Source organism: Shewanella sp., from assembly GCF_047975355.1.
In the GTDB taxonomy this organism is placed as follows: Bacteria; Pseudomonadota; Gammaproteobacteria; order Enterobacterales; family Shewanellaceae; genus Shewanella.
Window position 1 is genome coordinate 40667 of record NZ_JBKEDJ010000019.1, and the last position, 22668, is coordinate 63334.

General features: G+C 47.9%; 20 protein-coding genes. 13 read left to right on the plus strand and 7 right to left on the minus strand.

Features of this window, described 5'->3' with window-relative positions; translation table 11 throughout:
- Nucleotides 1-64 precede the first annotated feature (64 nt).
- A complete protein-coding gene (locus ACK5NH_RS07270; RefSeq protein ID WP_416918760.1) occupies nt 65-1189 on the minus strand; it encodes a LysM peptidoglycan-binding domain-containing protein in 1125 nt (374 codons plus the stop codon).
- A gap of 125 nt (nt 1190-1314) precedes the next feature.
- Between ACK5NH_RS07270 and def the strand changes: the two genes are divergently transcribed.
- Genes def through ACK5NH_RS07295 form a run of 5 tightly spaced genes read left to right on the plus strand, consistent with a single transcriptional unit; the run spans nt 1315 to nt 6961 of the window.
- Entirely contained in the window at nt 1315-1821 is a 507-nt protein-coding gene (gene def / locus ACK5NH_RS07275) for a peptide deformylase (protein WP_416918762.1), read from the plus strand.
- A 15-nt stretch (nt 1822-1836) separates the two neighbouring features.
- Nucleotides 1837-2793, plus strand: coding sequence for a methionyl-tRNA formyltransferase (fmt, locus tag ACK5NH_RS07280; protein WP_416918764.1), 957 nt, complete (start codon nt 1837-1839; stop codon nt 2791-2793).
- 2 nt (nt 2794-2795) lie between these two features.
- Entirely contained in the window at nt 2796-4082 is a 1287-nt protein-coding gene (gene rsmB, locus ACK5NH_RS07285; protein WP_416918790.1) for a 16S rRNA (cytosine(967)-C(5))-methyltransferase RsmB, read from the plus strand.
- Between the two features lie 15 nt (nt 4083-4097).
- On the plus strand, nt 4098-5507 hold the full coding sequence (gene trkA, locus ACK5NH_RS07290) for a Trk system potassium transporter TrkA (protein WP_011620862.1): 1410 nt from the start codon (nt 4098-4100) through the stop codon (nt 5505-5507).
- 11 nt (nt 5508-5518) lie between these two features.
- Nucleotides 5519-6961, plus strand: a complete 1443-nt coding sequence (locus ACK5NH_RS07295) for a TrkH family potassium uptake protein (protein ID WP_416918766.1) — start codon at nt 5519-5521, stop codon at nt 6959-6961.
- A gap of 46 nt (nt 6962-7007) precedes the next feature.
- Here the strand turns inward: ACK5NH_RS07295 and hemG (ACK5NH_RS07300) are convergent, their stop codons facing one another.
- Complete coding sequence (gene hemG, locus ACK5NH_RS07300) at nt 7008-7562, minus strand: menaquinone-dependent protoporphyrinogen IX dehydrogenase (protein ID WP_416918768.1); 555 nt, start codon at nt 7560-7562, stop codon at nt 7008-7010.
- 199 nt (nt 7563-7761) lie between these two features.
- Between hemG (ACK5NH_RS07300) and ACK5NH_RS07305 the strand changes: the two genes are divergently transcribed.
- Nucleotides 7762-8070, plus strand: coding sequence for an ArsR/SmtB family transcription factor (locus ACK5NH_RS07305; RefSeq protein WP_011620859.1), 309 nt, complete (start codon nt 7762-7764; stop codon nt 8068-8070).
- A gap of 54 nt (nt 8071-8124) precedes the next feature.
- Here ACK5NH_RS07305 and hemG (ACK5NH_RS07310) read toward each other — a convergent pair whose 3' ends face one another.
- From hemG (ACK5NH_RS07310) to pepQ, 4 genes are all read right to left on the minus strand, one after another.
- A complete protein-coding gene (gene hemG / locus ACK5NH_RS07310) occupies nt 8125-8649 on the minus strand; it encodes a menaquinone-dependent protoporphyrinogen IX dehydrogenase (protein WP_416918770.1) in 525 nt (174 codons plus the stop codon).
- A 1-nt stretch (nt 8650) separates the two neighbouring features.
- A complete protein-coding gene (locus ACK5NH_RS07315; protein WP_144346140.1) occupies nt 8651-10108 on the minus strand; it encodes a TrkH family potassium uptake protein in 1458 nt (485 codons plus the stop codon).
- Nucleotides 10109-10185: 77 nt separating this feature from the next.
- Nucleotides 10186-10800, minus strand: a complete 615-nt coding sequence (locus tag ACK5NH_RS07320; RefSeq protein WP_416918772.1) for a YigZ family protein — start codon at nt 10798-10800, stop codon at nt 10186-10188.
- 15 nt (nt 10801-10815) lie between these two features.
- On the minus strand, nt 10816-12135 hold the full coding sequence (gene pepQ, locus ACK5NH_RS07325; RefSeq protein WP_416918774.1) for a Xaa-Pro dipeptidase: 1320 nt from the start codon (nt 12133-12135) through the stop codon (nt 10816-10818).
- A gap of 443 nt (nt 12136-12578) precedes the next feature.
- On the opposite strand from pepQ, the gene fadB reads away from it, so the two are divergent.
- The 6 genes from fadB to ACK5NH_RS07355 all read left to right on the plus strand — a co-directional run bounded on the left by fadB (nt 12579) and on the right by ACK5NH_RS07355 (nt 21601).
- A complete protein-coding gene (gene fadB / locus ACK5NH_RS07330) occupies nt 12579-14729 on the plus strand; it encodes a fatty acid oxidation complex subunit alpha FadB (RefSeq protein ID WP_089066599.1) in 2151 nt (716 codons plus the stop codon).
- A gap of 22 nt (nt 14730-14751) precedes the next feature.
- Nucleotides 14752-15915: an acetyl-CoA C-acyltransferase FadA gene (gene fadA / locus ACK5NH_RS07335; protein ID WP_416918776.1), complete on the plus strand. Its 1164-nt coding sequence runs from the start codon at nt 14752-14754 to the stop codon at nt 15913-15915.
- Nucleotides 15916-16148: 233 nt separating this feature from the next.
- Entirely contained in the window at nt 16149-17342 is a 1194-nt protein-coding gene (locus ACK5NH_RS07340) for a diguanylate cyclase domain-containing protein (RefSeq protein WP_416918778.1), read from the plus strand.
- A gap of 158 nt (nt 17343-17500) precedes the next feature.
- Nucleotides 17501-17746, plus strand: coding sequence for a sulfurtransferase TusA (gene tusA / locus ACK5NH_RS07345; protein WP_011620849.1), 246 nt, complete (start codon nt 17501-17503; stop codon nt 17744-17746).
- Between the two features lie 35 nt (nt 17747-17781).
- Nucleotides 17782-18219 carry an MOSC domain-containing protein gene (locus ACK5NH_RS07350; RefSeq protein ID WP_416918780.1) on the plus strand — a complete coding sequence of 146 codons (438 nt, stop codon included), beginning with the start codon at nt 17782-17784 and terminating at the stop codon, nt 18217-18219.
- Nucleotides 18220-18412: 193 nt separating this feature from the next.
- Complete coding sequence (locus ACK5NH_RS07355; protein WP_416918782.1) at nt 18413-21601, plus strand: amidohydrolase family protein; 3189 nt, start codon at nt 18413-18415, stop codon at nt 21599-21601.
- An 85-nt stretch (nt 21602-21686) separates the two neighbouring features.
- Here the strand turns inward: ACK5NH_RS07355 and ACK5NH_RS07360 are convergent, their stop codons facing one another.
- Nucleotides 21687-22262 carry a DNA-3-methyladenine glycosylase I gene (locus tag ACK5NH_RS07360; protein ID WP_416918784.1) on the minus strand — a complete coding sequence of 192 codons (576 nt, stop codon included), beginning with the start codon at nt 22260-22262 and terminating at the stop codon, nt 21687-21689.
- Between the two features lie 118 nt (nt 22263-22380).
- On the opposite strand from ACK5NH_RS07360, the gene ACK5NH_RS07365 reads away from it, so the two are divergent.
- Nucleotides 22381-22668: glycine--tRNA ligase subunit alpha (locus tag ACK5NH_RS07365; RefSeq protein WP_416918786.1), on the plus strand; the 288-nt coding region annotated here is incomplete at its 3' end.

Sequence of the window (22668 nt, forward strand, 5' to 3'; positions counted from 1 at the left end):
GTCCGAGCGGGTCCTAGCCCAGATACCGCATTAACAATTAACCAATCGACCAAATGTTCAGGGATTATTCACCTCTAAAGGCTAAGGAGTCCGGCGCAATTAATTTATCGTCGACCCGTACAGAACGTTCAGTCGAGACAATCAAACCTAAGCTCGCTTTATCAAACACTTTAAAGACTAAGAGTTTGCCATGGTAAATATCGGGCATCTTGATGGCGCGATCTGACGACAGTGATGCCACCACATTATCATAGGCGGTGCGCTCGGTCGTAGGTACGGGTTGACCATCATTATTAATCACAATTTCTTCGCCATCGCGGTAAATCGAGAACACCTCACCTGGCTCAACACCATCCTGCGTGCCTTTATCTAAGTACACCACATTTAGCTTACCCGCCTCGCGCATTTTCGACTCAATAGCTAGCACGGTCGCCGGAGTCTTAAGCTCTGCAGGTTTTGGAGTAAAATAGGCTGACATTAAGGCTTCATCTTCCATCGGTAACGCCCTAAAACCCGCCTTGGTTTCACGGTAGTTGCTGAGGAGCTTAACCTTAGACACTTTACCAGATTCAATAACTTGGCCAGTGGATGCCAGAATTGCTTCTTGCCCTAAGGCTTCACCCGTTTGCTTATTGAAGAAGTCACGGCCGCGTTCATACATACCCAGCTTTTGGTTCAAGGGCAGTTCGCTATCGATATAAATCACATCGCCAACCACATGGTGACGTGAAGGGCTTTCCCCCGCGAGTACCATAGGTTGTTTTGCAAACCAGTCGGCATCCACTACACGGTTTTGCACGAGATAATTTTGGATTAAAGCTAAGTCTACAGCAGGAACCGCATTGCTCTTGGCAATCACGCGTCCCTCTGGTGTTTTGCGAATATGGGGTTTTCCTTCACCAGTGCCATTACGCACTAATCTGGGTTGGCCATCGATAAAGACTAAAGTGAGTTGATCGCCGGGGTAAATTAAATGAGGGTTGGCAATTTGGGGGTTCACATCCCATAAACGTGGCCACTTCCACGGATCACTTAAAAAGGTTGCCGAGATATCCCAAAGGGTATCGCCCTTCTTTACCACATATGACTCGGGATGCCCTGCTTTCAGCGTGAGAGTATCAGCGGAAACCAACGTGCAATTAAATGTCATTAACGCAAGTAAAATTAGCCGTTTCATGGTGCGGTCCATGTTGTTTAGCTCTTAAATCGAGCTTTTACTGTTATTGATAGGCACTAAAGATTAAAATTAACCCATTAGCCTCAGTCAGTATAACCAACTGATTGAGATTTGACAGACTTGTTAAGAGTTTAAGTATGGCACTATTAAAAGTTTTACGCTTTCCCGATGAAAGATTGCGAACTCAAGCGACCCCGATCACAGAGTTTACTGCTGAGTTGCAAACGCAAATCGATGATATGTTCGAGACCATGTACCAAGAAAAAGGGATTGGTCTGGCAGCAACCCAAGTCGACTATCATAAACAACTGATCGTGATGGATTTACAAGACGAGGTCGATCGTCCTAAAGTCTTTATCAATCCCGAAATTATTACCAGTAGCGGTGATTTCTGTAACGAAGAAGGTTGTCTGTCGGTCCCCGGTATCTATGCCAAGGTCGACCGCGCCGAGTTTGTTACCGTCAAGGCACTGGATAGACAAGGTAATGAATTCACCGTTGAAGCCGATGAGCTTTTTGCTATTTGTATTCAGCACGAAATGGATCACCTGAAAGGTAAGTTATTTGTCGATTACCTGTCGCCATTGAAGCGCCAACGGATCAAACAGAAACTTGAAAAAGCGGCCAGACAGGACGCCAAATAAGCATTAGGATCAGATTTGAAACCACTCAATATCATCTTCGCCGGAACACCGGATTTTGCAGCTCGCCACTTACAGGCGCTGATCAGCTCACACCACAATGTGATTGCCGTTTACACTCAGCCGGACAGACCCGCAGGACGCGGTAAAAAACTCACCGCCAGCCCAGTTAAAGAACTCGCACTCAGCCACGACATTCCGGTTTATCAGCCAGGCTCACTGCGTAAAGAACCTGCGCAGCAAGAACTTGCCGCCCTCAATGCCGATATTATGGTGGTGGTCGCCTATGGCTTAATCCTGCCTAAAGTAGTGCTCGACACGCCGCGGTTAGGCTGCATCAATGTTCACGGTTCTATTCTGCCACGCTGGCGCGGTGCGGCGCCGATTCAACGCGCGTTGTGGGCAGGCGATAAAGAAACCGGTGTGACTATCATGCAAATGGATGTCGGCCTAGATACGGGCGACATGCTGCTGAAAACCTACTTGCCGATTGAAGATGATGATACTTCTGCCACCCTTTACGAGAAGTTAGCTCTGCAAGGGCCAAACGCGCTACTGCAAGCTCTCGAAGGTTTAGCCAACGGCACTCTAGCGGCTGAAAAACAAGATGAAGCCTTAGCCAACTACGCCGAAAAACTCAGTAAAGAAGAAGCAAGACTCGATTGGACTAAATCCGCGACCCAATTGTGGCAAGAAGTTCGAGCCTTCAATCCCTGGCCAGTAAGCTACTTTGAACACCAAGGCAATACCATCAAGGTATGGCAGACCCAAGTCAGCACCACCAGCAGCAATGCCGCACCAGGCACTATTATCAGCGCCAGTAAAAAAGGCATTGAAGTCGCCACCGGCGATGGTGTGTTGACTCTGCTCAGCATGCAATTACCCGGTAAAAAACCACTAAGCGTGGCCGACATACTCAATGCCCGCGGCGATTGGTTTACCCCAAACATTCGTCTTCATAACGAGGCGCAATAATGATGAACTTGCGTGCACTGGCGGCCAAAGCCATCTTCGAAGTCTTAGAGAAAGGCGTGTCACTTTCAGTTGCCCTGCCAGAACAGCAAAAGCATCTTGCCAGTGGTAAAGATAAAGCCCTGCTCGCAGAGCTCTGCTACGGCGTGATGCGCACCTTGCCGCAGATCGAAAAACGCGTGGCCGAATGTTTAGCCAAACCGCTGAAAGGTAAGCAAAGGATCATCCACCAGCTATTAATTGTTGGCTGTTATCAACTTTACTTCACCCGCATTCCAAGCCATGCCGCCATCTCCGAAACCGCCGAGGCCTGTCGCCAGTTAAAATTTGAGGGCATGGTAAAGGTCGTCAATGGCGTGCTGCGTAATATTCAGCGCCAATTAACGCCGCTAAGCACTGAATCAGAGACCTTAAGCTACAACACGCCGGGCTGGTTAATTAAACGCTTAAAAGCCGCTTATCCCGATAATTGGCAAGAGATAATCCAGCAAAGCCATGAGCGTCCACCTATGTGGCTACGTAACAATCGCCTCTCCCAAAGCCGCGATGCATATCTTGCCGCCCTGAATGAACTTGAGATAGAAGCGAGTGCGGGCCTGAGTGATGATGCCATTCTACTTGCCCATCCCAAGGATGTGGCAACATTGCCGCGCTTCCACGAAGGTGCGGCATCGGTGCAAGATGGCGCCGCCCAATGGGCAGCGACCCTGCTGGCTCCGCAAGCCAACGAACTGGTCCTCGATGCCTGTGCGGCGCCGGGCGGTAAGAGTTGCCATTTACTCGAACTTGAACACAGCATCCAACTGGTCGCCGTCGATTTCGATGCTAAACGACTGGAACGCGTGCAACAGAACCTTGACCGCTTGTCATTAAAAGCGGAAGTTATTCATGGCGATGCGGCCAACATCGACTCATGGTGGCAGGGCGAACAGTTTGATCGTATCTTACTCGACGCGCCTTGCTCGGCGACAGGCGTAATCCGCCGTCATCCCGATATCAAGTGGTTACGCAAAAACCATGACATCGAAGAACTGGCTGAGCTGCAAAGACAAATTCTCGATCACTGCTGGAAGTGGCTCAAGCCCGGTGGCACACTCCTGTATGCAACCTGCTCTATTTTGCCGCAGGAAAATCGAGACCAAATTAGTGCATTTTTAGCCAGAACCGCAGATGCTAAGCTAGACACTCTTGCCCAGCAGGCTTCAAGCCAAGATATTGGTTGGCAAATCACGCCGGGACAATACAACATGGATGGGTTTTATTACGCCCGTTTATTGAAAGCGACCCATTAGGAAGTAAGCAAGGCCATGAAAATTATCATATTAGGTGCGGGTCAAGTCGGGGGAACCTTGGCCGAAAATTTGGTGGGTGAAAACAACGATATCACCATAGTCGATAGTGACAAATCCAGATTACGCGCCCTGCAGGATAAATATGACCTTCGCGTCGTGGCGGGCCATGGTGCCCACCCCGATGTACTCAAAGAAGCAGGCGCCGAAGATGCCGACATGTTGATTGCTGTGACCAACAGCGATGAATGCAACATGGTCGCCTGCCAGATGGCCTACAGCCTATTTGGTACACCGACTAAAATCGCCCGTATTCGCTCCGAACCTTATCTCGCGATGCGCGATAAATTATTTATCGACAGTGAAACCAAGAATAGCGAGGGGCGCCCCCGCGGCGGTTTTGTGATCGATGAACTTATCGCACCTGAGCAGTTAGTGACCGCTTACATTCAACGTTTGGTTGAATATCCTGGTGCGCTGCAAGTGCTCGAATTTGCCGAAGGTCGCTTAAGTTTGGTTGCGGTTCGCGCCTATTACGGCGGACCTTTGGTCGGTAATGCCTTGGCTGCGCTTCGCGAGCATATGCCAAATATTGATACCAGGGTGGCGGCGATTTTCCGCCAAGGTCGCCCTATCATGCCCCGCGGTACGACTATTATCGAAGCCGATGACGAAGTGTTTTTCGTGGCCGACAGTCGCCATATCCGCGCGGTGATGAGTGAGATGCAAAAGCTGGATAACTCCTACCGCAACATCATGATTGCTGGTGGCGGAAACATCGGCTTAGGCCTCGCTAAACGCCTCGAACGCACCCACTCAGTCAAGCTGATTGAACATAAGTTTGAACGCGCCGAAACGCTCTCAGAACAGCTTGAAAACACTACAGTATTTTGTGGTGACGCCTCAGATCAAGAGTTGCTGCTCGAAGAACATATCGACCAAACCGACGTGTTTATTGCCGTCACCAACGACGATGAAGCCAACATCATGTCTGCCCTGCTCGCTAAGCGTATGGGAGCGAAAAAAGTGATGGTGTTGATCCAACGCGAAGCCTATGTGGATATTGTGCAGGAAGCGAATATCGATATCGCGATTTCACCCCAGCAGGCGACGATTTCAGCCCTACTGACCCACATCCGCCAAGGCGATATCTGTAACGTGTATTCCTTACGCCGCGGCGCCGCCGAAGCGATTGAAGCCATTGCCCATGGCGACTCCAGCACTTCTAAGGTTGTTGGCAAGGCGATTGGTGATATCAAGCTGCCGCCGGGAACCACCATTGGCGCCATAGTGCGTAACGAAGAAGTGCTGATGGCCCACGACAAGACAGTGATAGAACAAGGGGATCACGTGATCCTGTTCCTCGTGAACAAAAAGTTTGTCGGCGAAGTCGAGAAACTGTTCCAACCTAGCGCCTTCTTCTTCTAAGTCATCATCTTATGCTGAACTTTAGACCGCTACTGTTTATTTTGGGACTGTTTCTGTCGATGTTAACAGCCTTTATGTTAGCGCCCCTGCTCCTTGCCGTATTCAACGGTGAGGAAACCGTGGGCGCTTTCATGCTGTCGGCTTTAGTCACTGGGATTTGCGCCAGCCTCTGTTTGCATAACGGCCAAAGTAAAACCATTAACCTCAATATTCGCGATATGTTTCTGCTCACTAGCCTAACCTGGCTGATCGTGAGCCTGTTTGCCGCCATGCCTTTTACCTTGTACCACGGCATTGGCTATACAGACGCCTTCTTCGAGACCATGTCAGGCATTACCACCACAGGTTCAACCGTGCTCTCGGGCTTAGATACTATGGACCACAGTATCTTAATCTGGCGCTCGTTGTTGCAATGGCTCGGCGGTATTGGCTTTATCGTGATGGCGGTAGCGATTCTGCCCTTCTTAAACGTCGGTGGTATGCGGCTGTTCCGCACCGAGTCATCGGATTGGAGTGATAAGGCTGTGCCCCGCACTCAAAACATGGCTAAACATTTATTTTTTATCTATATCTTGCTGACCATTATGTGCTGCGTTGCCTACCATATTGCCGGCATGACTTGGTTTCAAGCTATTAACCATGCGATGACGACGTTATCCACGGGCGGCTATTCAACCTCAGACAACTCGATGGCGGCATTTTCAAATTCCGCCCATTGGGTTGGTGTAGTGTTTATGGCGGCGGGCGGTTTACCCCTGCTGATGTTTGTGCAGATGATCCAGCAGCGAGATCTCACCGTCTGGAACGATGCACAAGTCAAAGGCTTCTTGTTTTTCCTTGCTTTTGTGTCTTGTTTTATTGGCTTCTGGCTGTGGCAAACTAGGGATATCGCCCTTATCGACGCGCTGCGCCTCTCCAGCTTTAACGTGGTTTCAGTGGTCACCACCACGGGTTATGGTTTAACCGACTACGGCGCCTGGGGTGCGTTTGCTAACATCGCATTTTTATTCTTAATGTTTGTCGGTAGCTGTTCAGGCTCTACCTCGGGTGGGATAAAAATCTTCCGCTTCCAAATTGCTGGCGCCATTATGCGCGAGCAGTTAAAGCAGCAATGTCACCCCAATGGCATCTTCCGGGAGCGCTATAACAACCGCCTGATCAGTGAAGATATTGTGCGCTCACTGATCACTTTTGTGCTGCTCTTTATGTTTGTGATTGTTGGGCTCTCGGTGATTCTGGTGCTGACGGGACTCGATCCCATGACCAGCTTTACCGGTGCTATTACCGCAGTCACCAACGTCGGCCCAGGGCTTGGCCCCATTATTGGCCCAGCGGGTAACTTCTCGACACTGCCCGACTTGGCTAAATGGGCGCTCTCTTTAGGGATGTTGCTCGGCCGCTTAGAGATTTTAACTGTGGCCGTACTATTCCATCCCAGTTTTTGGAAATACTAGTCGTATCAGTCATCAAATAAAAATGCGCTCACTGAGCGCATTTTTATTAGGCAGGTTCTGCAACCTCGGCCAAGGTCAGCAAATGGTCGGCATAGACCTTCACATCTTCCCAGTCGGTATAATCGATCACTGCCTTAGGATCCGTTGGTCCTTTGGTGATTTTCATAATCAGCTGGATCATCAGTCTGTCGTACCAAGGCCATGAGGGGTAATCCACTTTACCGGCGATAATCTTTAAATCGGCGGGAACCCAAGGTGATAAGGCAATGAATTTTTGCAGATATTTGTTGTTCTCAGGAATACGTTTCTCGGGATTACGCGCGACCACGTTAACGCAGAAGAAACTGTTTGGCAACGCACTCAAAGCTGGTGCATGTTGCTCAATAAATTGGAATACGCTCTTATCATAGGTGCCATAGAGTACGCAGGCACCGAAGGCAACGACATCATAATCGGGCCAATTAATACAAGTGGCGGCAGCACTATTGATATCGACGAGATCGACTTGCGCTCCCCGAGACATTAATTGGTCGGCAATGGCATTGGCAATCTTGGCCGTATGGCCACCACGGGTAAAATAAAGCACCAGAATGCGTGTCATGGGGTATTCCCCTTCAGTTAAAGTATGTCACCATTGTGGCAATCATCTGTTAAATAAACCCCTGATAGGATCACAAATCAGCGTTGTCTCATATTCTTAAATGCAAAAATTGAGATCTGAATTGCTGAGCAGTATGATTGCGTATAGAAATATGTTCAATTAGAATTATCTAATCAAAAGCGATAAAGTGAGTGACCTTATGCAAAATGATATAGATGTAAATGCAATGGTAACTAATGCGGAAAGTGCGGCTAAATGGCTCAAAGCCATAGCGAATCCTTATCGCTTAATGATTTTGTGCCTATTGCTGGACAAAGAACTGAGCGTAACCGAGCTAAATGCGACGGTCCCCTTGAGTCAGTCGGCGCTATCACAGCATTTAGCGGTATTGCGAGCCGAAGACTTAGTCGATACCCGTAAAAGCTCGCAGATTGTGTATTACAAGCTTAAGAATGAAGAAGTCACCCAAGTGATTTCCATTCTACACAGCCGTTACTGCGCCGTATAAATCGTCCCATGCAGTAACAATAAAGCCCTAGCTGAGACTAGGGCTTTATTGTTTTTATAGCTTGCTAAAGTGCGTTCCAAAGGCTTCGACTTTACCCCAGTCGGTAAACTCGAAGCAGCCCTTTAGATCGGTCGGCCCTTTCGTCATCCACATGATAAAACGGATCATAGTGCGGTCGAACAAGCCGTATTTAGGGTAATCAATCTTGCCTGCAAAGACTGCCAATTGCTGTGGCTGCCACAGGGATAATTTGAGGAACTTTTGCATGTAAGGATTGGTTTCTGGCGTGTTCTTTAACGGCTTACGCGCCACCACATTCACAGTGAAGAAGCCGTTGATTTTACTGTCCAGCACCGCATGGTTGCGATTCACAAACTGGTAAAGATCGGGTCTATGTTTGCCATAACGAATGCTCGCACCAATTAACACTTTATCGAAATCGGCAAGACTTAAGGCTTCGGCCTGTTCTAAGGTTACTAACGACACCTGCTCACCCGCTTTTTCGGCAAGCGTTTTGATTTTGCGGCAAATTTCCAGTGTTTGGCCATCGATTGTCGAATAGATTATTAATGTTTGCATATCAATCCTTCCAGAAAGTTGGCGTGAACAAAATCAACAAGGTAAAGACTTCGAGACGACCAAATAACATGGCCACCACCAGCACCCATTTGGCGCCATCACCAATACTGGCGTAGTTACTCGCTACTTCCCCTAGACCTGGGCCGAGATTATTTAAACAGGCCGCCGTGGCACTAAAGGCAGTAATATCGTCTAGCCCCATGGCCATCAACGCTAACATACACAGCACGAATACTAAGGCGTAGGCGGAGAAAAATCCCCACACAGCATCGACAACACGGTCAGGTAACGCCTTGGAGCCGATACGAATCGAGAACATCGCCTTAGGGTGAACGAGACGTTTAAGTTCGCGTGAACCTTGCAATAGCAACAGGATAACCCGGATAACCTTAATCCCGCCGGCGGTAGAGCCACCACAACCGCCGATAAAGCTTGAGAAGATCAACAGAATAGGCAGGAAAAGCGGCCACATATGGAAACTTTCGGTACCAAAGCCGGCGGTTGTCGCCACCGAAACCGCTTGGAATAAAGCGTGGTCTAAGGTTTCTTCTGGCGAGTCATAAATCCCAGAGTGATAAAGGGTTAAGAAGCAAATCGCCGTTAGCACCAGCTGAATCGCCACCAGCATCTTGAATTCGGTGTCTCGAAAATAGACTCTAAAATTGATACCACGGCGCGAAAATGCCGCGAAGTGCACACTAAAGTTCACCGCTGAGACAATCAAAAAGAACACACAAATCAGGTTGATCACTGAGCTGTCGAAGTATCCCATACTGGCATCGTGGGTCGAAAAGCCCCCGATAGCGATGGTCGAAAACGAGTGACACACGGCATCGAATACGCTCATTCCAGCCAGCCAATAGGCGCCAGCACAGGCAATTGTAAGTAGTAAATAGATATACCATAACGCTTTAGCCGTTTCGGCAATCCTCGGCGTCATCTTACTGTCCTTCACAGGTCCGGGAATCTCGGCGCGATACAACTGCATGCCACCAACGCCAAGAACCGGCAGAATCGCCACGGCTAAAACGATGATCCCCATACCGCCGAGCCATTGCAGCAGATGTCGATAAAACAAGATGGCCTTAGGCAAGGAGTCCAGTCCGACAATGACTGTGGCTCCCGTGGTGGTCAGTGCGGAGAAGGATTCGAAAAAACTGTCGGTCCAGCTAAGATCGGGTTGGCTTGAGAAGATAAAAGGTAAGGCACCGATAGAGCCAAGAACAGTCCAGAACAGGACCACAATCAGAAACCCCTCACGGGTTCGCAATTCCTCTTTGCAGCGGCGATTGGGATACCAGAGCCAAAAACCAATAAATAAGCTGACAAAAAATGCCTGAATAAAAGCAGTCCCACCGCCATCGTTATACCAAATGGCGATTAAGGCTGGCGGCAGCATAGTGATGGAGAACAGGCCGATTAGCAGACCTATGATTCTTATTATGGTTTTGTATTGCATTCCGCTTGTTCAATTATTCCATTGGCTGCAAAGGTATTTTCAGCATTTTGCATATTTTGGCACAATTTACGCAGGCATCACAGCTCAAACTCTGCTCGCAGGCTGCCCTGACTCAAAGTTGCCAGCGACTCATTCAATATGCCCTGCTGCTGTTTGCCAATTTTAAAATGGATATCAACGGCTTCGGCAAATTGTTTATCGATGATCACCGCCTCTAACTGCTGCAATAAATGCTCAACGTCCCTTAATTGAGTGTAATCACAATGCAATTTTGCCGGATAACGTAATTGCTTCACTCGCGTCGGCAATTGCCCTAAACCTTGGCGTAATCCCGAGGTATAGGCACGCACTAAACCGCCCACACCTAACTTAGTACCGCCATAGAAACGCACCACCACGGCACCGACCTCACCGAGATCTGCGCCTTGCAATACCGCGAGCATTGGACGACCTGCGCTGCCCGCTGGCTCACCATCGTCACTCGAACCGATAGCAATACTGTCGTTAGGCGCTCCAGCGATAAAGGCATAACAGTAATGGCTGGCGCCGGGATAATCTCGCTTTATGTCAGTAAGTACTAACTTCAATTGTTCTAAACTCGTGCAATGAAATAGAAAAGAGATAAAGCGACTATGCTTTATCTCTTCTTCTACCAGCACATTTTCACTCGGTATCTGATAACTTTCGAGCACTCGCTCTCCCTAAACTCACGCTAAGCCCAGTTCACGGGTCATATTTTCGTTTCGATCTTGATGCACAATCACATTATCCTCGATACGAATACCACCAAAAGGTCGCAGCTCATCAACGGTGCGCCAATTGATCTGCTGACCACGGCTATCTTGTTTTAGCTCATTGAGTAACGTGTCGATAATGTACAAACCTGGCTCCATCGTTAGCACTTGGTTTGGCGCCAAAATGCGGGTGCAACGCAGGAACGGATGAGCCTCTGGTGCCGGAATATGGGTACCACGCTCATCGAAGGCAAAACCTCCCACATCATGCACTTGCAAACCTAACATATGGCCGAGTCCGTGGGGGAAGAAGGCGCTGGTAATGCCTTGGTCGACTAAGCCTTGGGCATCGCCCGTGGCTAATTCAAAATCCAACAACATTTGCGCGACTTTGCCATGGGTCGCCAAGTGTAAATCGGGATAACGCACACCTGGGCGCATCATATCAATCAGTTCGAGCTGCGCTTTATTCATGGCAGCGATCAATTCGTCGAAACGATTCTTCTCAAACGCATAGGTACGAGTGATATCCGACGCATAGCCAAAGTAACTGGCACCCGCATCGATTAAAAAAGATAAACGACGCGCCGGATTTTGATGCTCAAGCGCGGTGTAATGCAAAATCGCCGCATTTTGGTTTAAGGCTATGATATTACCGTAGGGCACTTCATTCTCGCCCTGTCCCACGGCAGATAAATACTGCTGCTGAATTTCAAACTCGCTCGCACCGTTATAGAAGGCATTTTTAGCCGCTAAATGCCCTTGCACCGCAATCTGGTTCGCACGGCGCATACATTCGAGTTCATATTCGGTTTTAGTAGTGCGGTGGAAATGCAGGTAGCTCATCACAGAGTCAGGATTGCGACTGGTGAAACCCAGTACCTCAGCCACATCTAAATGCTCACCCAAATACGCCCAGTTGGTGATATCGCTAGGCAATAGTTCAGCAACCTTATCGGCCTTAGTGAGTAACTTGATCTCAAAATGCTCGGTCCAGAACATCTCCGGCACGTCCGACACCTTATGCCAAAAATCCACTGGGCGATAAAAAATCAGTTGCGGCTTATCGCGGCCATTCACCACTAACCAGCAGTTAGGGTTATCCAACACAGGTAACCAGGCCTTGAAATGGGGATTAGCTTTAAAAGGGTAATTAATGTCGTCCAAAAACATTCGATGTGGCTGACCCGAGTGGATCACTAAACCTGATAATGCTTCACGCGATACAATTTCAGCGACTCGACGATTAAGCTCGGCGATGTGGGCATGATAGTGATGAGCCAAGTGATCCATGTGTCATATCCTGTAATGAACGATCGTTAATAAAAAAACCGCAAATCTGACTAAGCCACACAGGCTCAGTGTTTTCCTTTGCTTATGCCCTATTATGTCGCAGGTTAGCAAATTCTCGATTTAAGCCTATGCTTTTAATTCTAAAAATAAAATTATCCATTTAGCCAGCGAGTAATACCGCTAAAGTACAAATTCCCACCACGTACTCTTTGGCGTAATCTGGCACTTCTACACTTTGTGCAGTGTATCACAAAGCTGAAAATTCACTCTAGCCGACAAGAAATTAAACAGTCGTTTAAATTGGGTGTTGTAATTTATCGAATTTCGAAGCACACTGGCACACAACTGGTCAAATGATGGCCGAAGCTGCTGTGAGATAGAGAGTCGTACTAACACCAACAGATAATGGTGGGTATCACTTTTAAGCCAAAAGGAAGCAAGCAATGATCTACCAAAGTCCTACAATTCAGGTTGAGTTACTCGAGGATAATATTGCCAAGCTGTGCTTTAACGCACCCGGTTCGGTGAACAAATTCGACAGAGAAACACTCGCCTCACTCGATGCCGCATTAGATAGCATTAAACAACAATCAAACATTCAGGCCTTAGTGCTGACCTCAGGTAAAGATACCTTTATCGTGGGTGCCGACATTACTGAATTTTTAGGCTTATTCGCACAGGATGATGCGGTACTGCTCTCTTGGGTTGAACAGGCCAACGCCGTATTCAACAAACTCGAAGATTTACCTTTCCCAACCGCTTCAGCGATTAAAGGTTTCGCCTTAGGCGGCGGTTGTGAAACTATTTTGGCAACGGATTTCCGTATCGCCGACACCACAGCCAAAATCGGTCTACCCGAAACTAAACTAGGTATTATCCCAGGCTTTGGTGGCACAGTACGTTTACCACGTGTGATTGGTGCGGATAACGCCCTTGAGTGGATCACCACGGGTAAAGATCAACGTCCAGAAGATGCCTTAAAAGTAGGCGCAGTTGACGCCGTTGTTGCGCCAGAGGCTTTAGAAGCCGCCGCCATTCAGATGCTAAAAGATGCAGTAGCAGAAAAGCTTGATTGGCAAGCCCGTCGCCAACGTAAGATGTCACCACTGACCTTACCAAAACTAGAAGCCATGATGTCTTTCACGACTGCTAAAGGCATGGTGTTTGCGGTTGCGGGTAAACACTACCCAGCACCAATGGCGGCAGTCAGTGTAGTCGAACAAGCTGCGACCAAAGGCCGCAGCGACGCACTGCAAATTGAACATCAAGCGTTTATCAAATTAGCGAAAACCGATGTAGCCAAGGCGTTGATCGGTATATTCTTGAATGACCAATTAGTCAAAGGCAAAGCTAAGAAAGCGGGCAAGCTCGCTAAAGATGTGAAAAGCGCCGCCGTATTAGGTGCTGGCATCATGGGTGGCGGTATCGCTTACCAAAGCGCCAGCAAAGGCACGCCAATAGTGATGAAAGATATCGCTCAACCTGCATTAGATTTAGGTTTAGGCGAAGCCGCCAAACTGTTATCTGCGCAAGTTGCTCGCGGCCGCTCTACCCCAGAAAAAATGGCTAAGGTGCTGAACAACATCACTCCAGCCTTAGACTATGCTCCAGTTAAACATGCTGACGTGGTTGTCGAAGCCGTAGTTGAGCATCCAAAAGTGAAGGCACAAGTACTGGCGGAAGTTGAACAGTACGTAAGTGAAGATGCGATTATCGCCTCTAACACGTCAACTATTTCAATCAACCTGCTCGCGAAGAGCATGAAGAAGCCTGAGCGTTTCTGCGGTATGCACTTCTTCAACCCTGTCCATAAAATGCCATTGGTTGAAGTTATTCGTGGCGAGCACAGCTCAGAAGAAACCATCGCATCTGTTGTTGCCTACGCCAGCAAAATGGGTAAAACCCCAATCGTTGTTAACGATTGCCCGGGTTTCTTCGTTAACCGTGTACTCTTCCCTTACTTTGCCGGCTTTAACGGCCTACTCGCCGAAGGTGGTGACTTTGCCGCTATCGATAAAGTGATGGAAAAACAATTCGGCTGGCCAATGGGCCCTGCTTACCTGCTAGACGTTGTTGGCTTAGACACTGGTCACCACGCGCAAGCAGTAATGGCTGAAGGCTTCCCCGATCGTATGGGCAAATCCGGCAATGACGCGATTGACGTGATGTTCGAGAACAAACGTCTCGGTCAGAAGAATGGTAAAGGCTTCTACGCTTACTCTGTGGATAGCCGCGGTAAGCCAAAGAAAGATGTCGACCCAACCAGCTACGAGTTGCTGAAGGCTGCCTTTGGTGAGCAAAAAGCATTCGATGCGGATGAAATCATCGCCCGCACTATGATCCCAATGATTATCGAAACCGTTCGCTGTTTAGAAGAAGGCATTGTGGCATCACCTGCCGAAGCGGATATGGGCTTGGTCTATGGTTTAGGTTTCCCTCCATTCCGTGGTGGTGTATTCCGTTACTTAGATACTATGGGCGTAGCGAACTTTGTCGCCTTAGCTGACAAATACGCTCACTTAGGTGGTTTGTATCAAGTCACCGACGCCATGCGCGCCCTTGCAGCCAACAACGGTAGCTACTACCAAGCCTAATTAGCGGGAAAGGAGTTTAATTATGAAACAAGCTGTTATCGTAGATTGCATTCGTACTCCTATGGGCCGTTCTAAGGCAGGGGTGTTCCGTAATGTACGTGCAGAAACACTCTCTGCCGAATTAATGAAAGGTCTATTACTGCGTAACCCGCAATTAGATCCCAATACTATTGAAGACGTTATTTGGGGCTGCGTGCAGCAAACCCTAGAGCAAGGCTTCAACATTGCCCGTAATGCATCATTGCTGGCAGGTATCCCAAAGACGGCTGGCGCCGTAACAGTCAACCGCCTATGTGGTTCTTCAATGGAAGCAATCCATCAAGCCGCTCGTGCAATCATGACTGGCATGGGCGACACCTTTATCATTGGTGGTGTTGAACATATGGGCCACGTGCCAATGAACCACGGTGTGGACTTCCACCCAGGTTTAGCCAATAACGTCGCCAAAGCGTCTGGCATGATGGGTTTAACCGCTGAGATATTAGGTAAGCTTCACGGTATTACCCGTGAGCAGCAAGATGCCTTTGCAGTGCGTTCACACCAACGCGCTCACGCGGCCACTGTTGAAGGCCGCTTTGCCAAGGAAATCTATGGCATCGAAGGCCATGATGCTAACGGCGCGCTGATTAAAGTACTACACGATGAAGTGATTCGCCCAGAAACCTCAATGGAATCATTAGCGGCGCTGCGTCCTGTATTCGACCCAGCAAACGGTACAGTGACTGCCGGTACCTCTTCTGCATTATCTGACGGCGCCTCAGCAATGTTAGTCATGGAAGAGTCTAAAGCGCGCGCTTTAGGTCTACCAATCCGTGCCCGTATCCGCTCAATGGCGGTTGCAGGTTGTGACGCGGCAATCATGGGTTACGGTCCAGTACCTGCTACTCAAAAAGCTCTGGCTCGCGCAGGCATCACTGTTAATGATTTGGATGTTATCGAACTGAACGAAGCCTTTGCCGCACAATCTTTACCCTGCGTTAAAGATTTAGGCCTGTTGGATGTGGTCGATGAGAAAATCAACCTGAACGGTGGCGCGATTGCTCTGGGTCACCCACTGGGCTGTTCTGGTGCACGTATTTCAACAACGCTGATCAACCTGATGGAGCACAAAGATGCGACCTTAGGTTTAGCCACTATGTGTATCGGTTTAGGCCAAGGTATTGCGACCGTTTTCGAACGCGTTTAATCCCTAAGCCTCACTCTTTAAAAGCCGGACTCAGTTCCGGCTTTTTTATTGCTCTCATTTCATCTCGCACTATTAATAATCTTACTCACACCGCCTCATCAATTTGAAAATCGGGTAGTTTTCGACTTAACTTGGTAAATATCCTTAGTGCACTTATCCGCGTTTAACCGTCATAACACGGCGTAACCAAAGGCAAGGATGCTTTTCATCATTTACGCGATGAGGGAGTTATTATGCTGCAAACGGAGCAAACGCTTTTCGAACAAATGCGGATCACTGAGCTTGAGATTGATTTTCGCAAATCCTTGTTCTCTTTTACCTTGGCGGATGTCAGAGCGCTTCAATCCTTCAAGCCTGTGATTGAAGCGAACATAGACAAAATCGTTGATGACTTCTATGGCCTGCAAACCAGTGTATCTGAAATTGCGTTGTTGATTGGTGACTCCGACACCTTGGCTCGTTTGCGTACAGCCCAGAGACGCTATGTGCTCGACCTATTTAATGGTGTATACGATTTAGAATATGTAAACAATCGCCTACGTATTGGCTTAGTACACAAACGCATCGGCGTCGAACCCAAACTCTACCTCTCAGCCGTCCATACCCTAAAAGAACTGATTTATGCAGAGATTAACAACTCGGTTAATGACGCGGCTCAAAATGAACGCATTAGAATCGCCATCGACAAGTTGGTTCTTTTCGATGTAACCTTAGTATTTGATACTTATATTCGCAGCTTGGTTTCTGAAATTGAGAACGCCAAAGACAAGGCGGAACGTTACGCTCAAAGCATGGAGAGCAAAGTCAAAGAGCGCACACAACAACTTGAAGAATTATCTCAAACCGACCCATTAACCGGCTTGCTTAACGTGCGCCACTTGCAGGAATTTGCCACACGTATCCTAAGAGCTGCACAAAGACGTGCCGAACCCGTTAGCGTTATTTATCTCGATGTGGATGACTTTAAACACTTTAATGATAGCCAAGGCCATAGAGCGGGAGATGAAGTACTCAGAGCCGTTGCTCAATCAATAAAGGAAAGTACCCGAGCGGAAGACCATTGTTTTCGCTATGGGGGTGATGAGTTTTGTATCATCATGCCCAACTGCCGTGAGGAACAAGCCAGAGATCATTTTATCGAACGCTTTAACCAGAATATCAAGCGCCACCTGAATAACATCTCATTAAGCTTTGGCATCGTGGATACTGGTCCCTACGACTACGATGATGCCAATACCCTAATCCATAAAGCCGATCAAAAAATGTATAGCTACAAACGCGCACGAGCTGCCAAATCACAGTTACCAGCGACGGCGGCCAATGATTTAAAAACTGAGATGAATAATATAGAGACTCTGAACCTCGACACCATAGAGTCTTGCCCCCATGAATCTGCTGCACCAATCATAGATAAAATCGCCGAATAATGATGTTGTTCCACGTGGAACATTTCGATGGTTACAAGCAAACATCAACTCGGCTGGAGCAATTCCAGCCCCATCACAAATTCAGGCCATCAACTTGGTTTATCCAAATCACTGGAGTAACATTAGCCAATTCTGTTTAACCGTTCACTAGAGGTCACATGAACGACGTTTTCTCAACCGCACAACACAAACTGGATGCACTTGGTTTACGCTGCCCAGAACCAGTAATGATGGTGCGCAAAACGGTAAGACAAATGGCACAAGGTGAAACCCTGCTTATCATCGCAGATGATCCTGCGACCACACGTGATATTCCCAGCTTTTGCGAATTTATGGACCACACACTGATCGCCAGTGAAACCAGCCAAACACCCTATCAATATCTAATTAAAAAGGGACTCTAAGTCTCTGCATCGACATTAGGATAAGGACATCAAACATGCCGAAACTAGTTGCTATCGCCTACAAAACGGTTAAACGCGGACCAATGAACGAAGTGCTATGCGCGAATGTCACTCAGCACAGCGGCGTTGAAAAAGATGTATTTGGTCGCCCGGGTAAACGGCAAGTCACGGTACTGTCACTGCAGCAGTGGCAAATAGCTTGTCAGAGCATAGATGCAAATTTACCTTGGACGACTCGCCGAGCAAACCTATTAGTCGATGGATATAGTTTTGGGGCGGCTGATGTTGGCAAGCAGCTCCGCATTGGTGATCTCTGCCTCGAAGTGACTGGTGAAACCGATCCCTGCAAGAAGATGGAACAGGCTCATGCAGGCTTGGAATTCGCACTGACTCCCGATTGGCGAGGCGGCATCACCTGCCGTGTCATCAATGACGCCATGATCCATATAGGCGATCCCGTAACATTAGACTAATCATACTTCGCGGAGAGTAAGCCACATTACTCTCCACTGTTTACCCGCCTCAGTTTTTCCCCTCGGTCATTAATTGAAACAGTATTTCCGTTTTCCTTACTGGGTATTTGTGCGATAACTTAGCGCAGCATTAACAAAAGTTTATCTAATCCGATAACAGCAAAGCCCTAGAATAACGATAACAGGACATAACATGTTGAAACCTAAGCTGACACCGCTTTATATCGCCATGATGCTTGGCCTTAGTTCCCATACAGTACAGGCAACAGACGCCCAAAAAACCAGTTGGGACGTCAATGCGCCAGCCAATGCCCCGCTAGAAAAAGTGACCATAGATGTAACCGAAGGCACTTGGATGAACATCAGTGTCAGCCCAGATGGTAAACATTTAGTGTTTGATTTACTGGGTGATATTTATCAAATCCCAGTCACGGGTGGCGAAGCCAAACCATTGGCCCAAGGCATAGCCTGGCAAATGCAGCCCGTGTATAGCCCGGATGGTAAGCATATTGCCTTTACCTCAGATGCAGATGGTGGCGACAATATTTGGATTATGGATGCCGACGGCAGCAATCCTCGCACAGTCACGACAGAGACCTTTCGTTTACTCAACAGCCCAGCGTGGAGTCCTGATTCCCAATATTTAGTCGGTCGCAAACATTTTACCGCCAGTCGGAGCTTAGGCGCTGGTGAAGTCTGGCTCTACCATGTCGCAGGTGGCGAAGGTGTTAAACTCACCGAACGTCCTAACGATGAAAAGGATTTAGGTGAGCCAGCCTATTCACCCGATGGCCGTTACATTTACTTCAGCCAAGATGACACTCCGGGGAAAACCTTCCATTATTCCAAAGACTCAGTAAACGGCATCTATAAAATCAAGCGTTACGATACCCAAACGGGTGATATTGAAATCTTGATTGAAGGAACCGGTGGTGCCATTCGCCCAACACCGAGTCCAGACGGCACCAAACTGGCGTACATCAAGCGAGATGATTTCCAATCCTCCTTGTATTTGCTCGATTTGAAATCTGGCGAAACGACAAAGCTGTACGGCGATTTAGACCGCGATATGCAAGAGACGTGGGCAATACACGGTGTCTATCCCACCATGGCTTGGACCCAAGATAACAAAGATATTTTTTTCTGGGCTAAAGGCAAAATCAATCGGCTCAATGTTGCCAATAAAACGGTCACCAATATTCCCTTCAGCGTAAAAACCCAATTAGATGTTCAACCTTCGGTACGCTTTAAACAGGATATTGATAAAGATGTATTCGATGTAAAAATGCTGCGGATGGCGCAAGTCTCCCCAGATGGTAGTAAGGTCGCCTTCGAGACATTAGGCAAGATCTGGTTAAAGTCCCTTCCCGATGGCAAGATGTCGCGCTTAACCGAGTTAGGCAACGACATCGAAGAGCTCTATCCTCAGTGGTCACGTGATGGCAAAAACATTGTCTTCACCACTTGGAATGACCAAGACCAAGGCACAGTACAAGTGATCAGCGCTAAGGGTGGAAAAGCGAAACAACTTACCACTGAGCCAGGCAAATACGTTGAGCCCACCTTCTCACCCAATGGTGAACTGGTAGTGTATCGCAAAACCCAAGGTGGACACCTTACACCTCGCACTTGGTCGCAGGAACCCGGCCTGTACAAGGTCGATTTAAGAACCAAACAAAATAAGAAAATTAGCACTGAGGGTTATCAAGCACAATTCGGCGCTTCAGCCGACCGCATTTTCTTTATGAACACAGGTGAAAACGACACGCCTCAGCTTGCCTCAATTAACCTAGATGGGTTTGATAAACGCGTTCACTACAGCAGTAAGCACGCAACCGAATTTAGAGTTTCACCCGACGGTGAACAACTGGCCTTTGCTGAACGTTTTAAAGTATGGGTCACCCCCTTCGCTAAACATGGTGAAACCGTTGAAATGGGTCCTAACGCCAGCAATCTTCCAGTCACTCAATTAAGTGTGCGAGCTGGCGAAAGCATCAGCTGGAATAACAAGAGTAATCAACTCTATTGGACTCTTGGCCCTGAACTGTACCAAGCTGATGTTGATTCCCAGTATCTCAAAAAGGACGAGCAAGCCAAGCCAAGTATTATCAACTTAGGCTTTACCGAAAAGGCCGATGTTCCACGTGGAACAGTCGCCTTTGTCGGAGGCAAAGTGATCACCATGGAAAATGACCAAGTCATCGATAAGGGTGTGGTGATCGTCAAAGACAATCATATTGTTGCCGTTGGCGATGCAAATACAGCGATTCCAAAGGATGCACAAGTTATCGATATTAGTGGCAAGTCCATTATGCCAGGCCTGTTCGACGCTCATGCCCACGGTGCCCAGGCCGATGATGAAATCGTGCCACAACAAAACTGGGCACTCTACTCTGGCTTATCCCTAGGCGTGACAACCATCCATGATCCATCGAACGATACCACTGAGATTTTTGCAGCCTCTGAACAGCAAAAGGCGGGGAACATCGTTGGTCCTAGGATTTTCTCCACTGGAACGATTCTTTATGGTGCCAACGCTCCCGGCTACACCTCGCATATTGACTCACTCGATGATGCAAAATTTCATTTAGAGCGACTCAAAAAAGTCGGCGCCTTTAGTGTTAAAAGCTACAATCAACCCCGTCGTAATCAAAGACAACAGGTTATCGCCGCTGCTCGCAAACTCGAAATGATGGTCGTGCCAGAGGGTGGCAGCTTGCTACAACATAACCTGACCATGGTTGCCGATGGCCATACAACCGTAGAGCACTCGTTACCCGTGGCGAGTATTTATAACGATATTAAACAGTTCTGGAGCCAAACTAAGGTCGGTTATACCCCAACCTTAGTCGTCGCCTACGGCGGTATTTCGGGTGAAAACTATTGGTACGATAAGACCGATGTGTGGGCACATCCTCGTTTGTCTATGTATGTGCCAAGCGACATTTTGCAGGCTCGCTCAATGCGTCGCCCCCATGCACCAGACAGTCACTACAACCACTTCAATGTTGCTAAAGTCGCTAATGAGTTTAATAAATTAGGCATTCATCCAAATATTGGCGCCCACGGTCAGCGTGAGGGTTTAGCCGCACATTGGGAAATGTGGATGTTCGCCCAAGGCGGCATGAGCAATATGGATGTGTTGAAAACTGCGACTATCAACTCTGCCACCACCTTCGGTCTAGAGCATCAACTTGGCTCAATTAAAACTGGCAAGCTTGCAGATTTAATCGTTATCGATGGCGACCCATTAGCAGATATTCGAGTCACAGATAAAGTCACTTACACTATGGTCAATGGTAAGTTGTTCGATGCCGAGTCGATGAACCAACTCAATGGTAACAAACTACAGCGTAAGCCTTTCTTCTTCGAGAAAATCTAATCTCAACAAGGTGAAATAACAAAAGGCATGTTCCACGTGGAACATGCCTTTTTATTTTGGATGTTAACTCAATTAGATTAGTGACTTATTTGCCACCACAACAAGCATCATAGGCAATGCAATCAACTAGATGATCGTTCACCATTCCCACCGCCTGCATAAAAGCATAACAAATCGTTGGGCCAACAAAGTTAAAGCCGAGCTTTTTTAATGCCTTAGACATTGCCTCTGATTCTGGTGTTTGCGCAGGCACCTGCGACATGGAAGTAAACTGATTCACCATTGGCTTACCACCAACAAAGCTCCACAGAAATTCAGAAAAATCTTTGCCATCCGCAGTGTAGGCTAAATAGCCTTTTGCATTACGAATAATCGAATGGATCTTAAGGCGATTACGCACAATGCCTGGGTTAGCCATCAACTCCTCGACCTTAGCATCGTCGAAAGTTGCAATCACAGCCGGCTCAAAATCCGCAAAAGCTTGTTCGTAGTTTTGCTGCTTCTTTAAGATAGTAATCCAAGACAACCCAGCTTGTTGCCCATCTAAACAGAGCTTTGCAAACAACTCCTTCGAATCATAAACTGGACGCCCCCACACCTTATCGTGGTACTCACGATACAAGAGATCATCACTGACCCAATTACAGCGGATTTCTTCCATGGCCTATCTACCTTAACGTTTTAACGAAGAAGGTAAAAAATAACCTACATAAGCAGAGATCTACAAGGTATAATCGAAACCATTTTCTATTAAAGCTGACGGCAGTAGACAAGTAGACATGACGACGAAACACGACGTAAAAACATTTCAGGGTTTCATTCTAACCCTACAGGAATATTGGGCGCAGCAAGGCTGTGCAATCGTTCAACCTCTAGATATGGAAGTCGGTGCGGGTACATTCCACCCACAAACTTTCCTACGCTCTTTAGGGCCTGAGCCAATGAGCAGTGCCTATGTGCAGCCATCGCGCCGCCCTACCGACGGCCGTTACGGTGAAAACCCAAACCGTCTGCAGCACTACTACCAATTCCAAGTCGTGTTAAAACCGTCACCGGATAATATCCAA

What these genes read in the sequence shown, in the direction of transcription:
- fadB (WP_089066599.1), top strand. Translation starts at nt 12,579, where the DNA reads ATGATCTACCAAAGTCCTACAATTCAGGTTGAGTTACTCGAGGATAAT.
- ACK5NH_RS07305 (WP_011620859.1), top strand. Translation starts at nt 7,762, where the DNA reads ATGCAAAATGATATAGATGTAAATGCAATGGTAACTAATGCGGAAAGT.
- rsmB (WP_416918790.1), top strand. Translation starts at nt 2,796, where the DNA reads ATGAACTTGCGTGCACTGGCGGCCAAAGCCATCTTCGAAGTCTTAGAG.
- ACK5NH_RS07340 (WP_416918778.1), top strand. Translation starts at nt 16,149, where the DNA reads ATGCTGCAAACGGAGCAAACGCTTTTCGAACAAATGCGGATCACTGAG.
- ACK5NH_RS07360 (WP_416918784.1), bottom strand. Translation starts at nt 22,262, where the DNA reads ATGGAAGAAATCCGCTGTAATTGGGTCAGTGATGATCTCTTGTATCGT.
- ACK5NH_RS07355 (WP_416918782.1), top strand. Translation starts at nt 18,413, where the DNA reads ATGTTGAAACCTAAGCTGACACCGCTTTATATCGCCATGATGCTTGGC.
- fadA (WP_416918776.1), top strand. Translation starts at nt 14,752, where the DNA reads ATGAAACAAGCTGTTATCGTAGATTGCATTCGTACTCCTATGGGCCGT.
- hemG (WP_416918770.1), bottom strand. Translation starts at nt 8,649, where the DNA reads ATGCAAACATTAATAATCTATTCGACAATCGATGGCCAAACACTGGAA.
- ACK5NH_RS07350 (WP_416918780.1), top strand. Translation starts at nt 17,782, where the DNA reads ATGCCGAAACTAGTTGCTATCGCCTACAAAACGGTTAAACGCGGACCA.
- pepQ (WP_416918774.1), bottom strand. Translation starts at nt 12,135, where the DNA reads ATGGATCACTTGGCTCATCACTATCATGCCCACATCGCCGAGCTTAAT.
- ACK5NH_RS07270 (WP_416918760.1), bottom strand. Translation starts at nt 1,189, where the DNA reads ATGGACCGCACCATGAAACGGCTAATTTTACTTGCGTTAATGACATTT.
- def (WP_416918762.1), top strand. Translation starts at nt 1,315, where the DNA reads ATGGCACTATTAAAAGTTTTACGCTTTCCCGATGAAAGATTGCGAACT.
- trkA (WP_011620862.1), top strand. Translation starts at nt 4,098, where the DNA reads ATGAAAATTATCATATTAGGTGCGGGTCAAGTCGGGGGAACCTTGGCC.
- tusA (WP_011620849.1), top strand. Translation starts at nt 17,501, where the DNA reads ATGAACGACGTTTTCTCAACCGCACAACACAAACTGGATGCACTTGGT.
- ACK5NH_RS07295 (WP_416918766.1), top strand. Translation starts at nt 5,519, where the DNA reads ATGCTGAACTTTAGACCGCTACTGTTTATTTTGGGACTGTTTCTGTCG.
- ACK5NH_RS07315 (WP_144346140.1), bottom strand. Translation starts at nt 10,108, where the DNA reads ATGCAATACAAAACCATAATAAGAATCATAGGTCTGCTAATCGGCCTG.
- hemG (WP_416918768.1), bottom strand. Translation starts at nt 7,562, where the DNA reads ATGACACGCATTCTGGTGCTTTATTTTACCCGTGGTGGCCATACGGCC.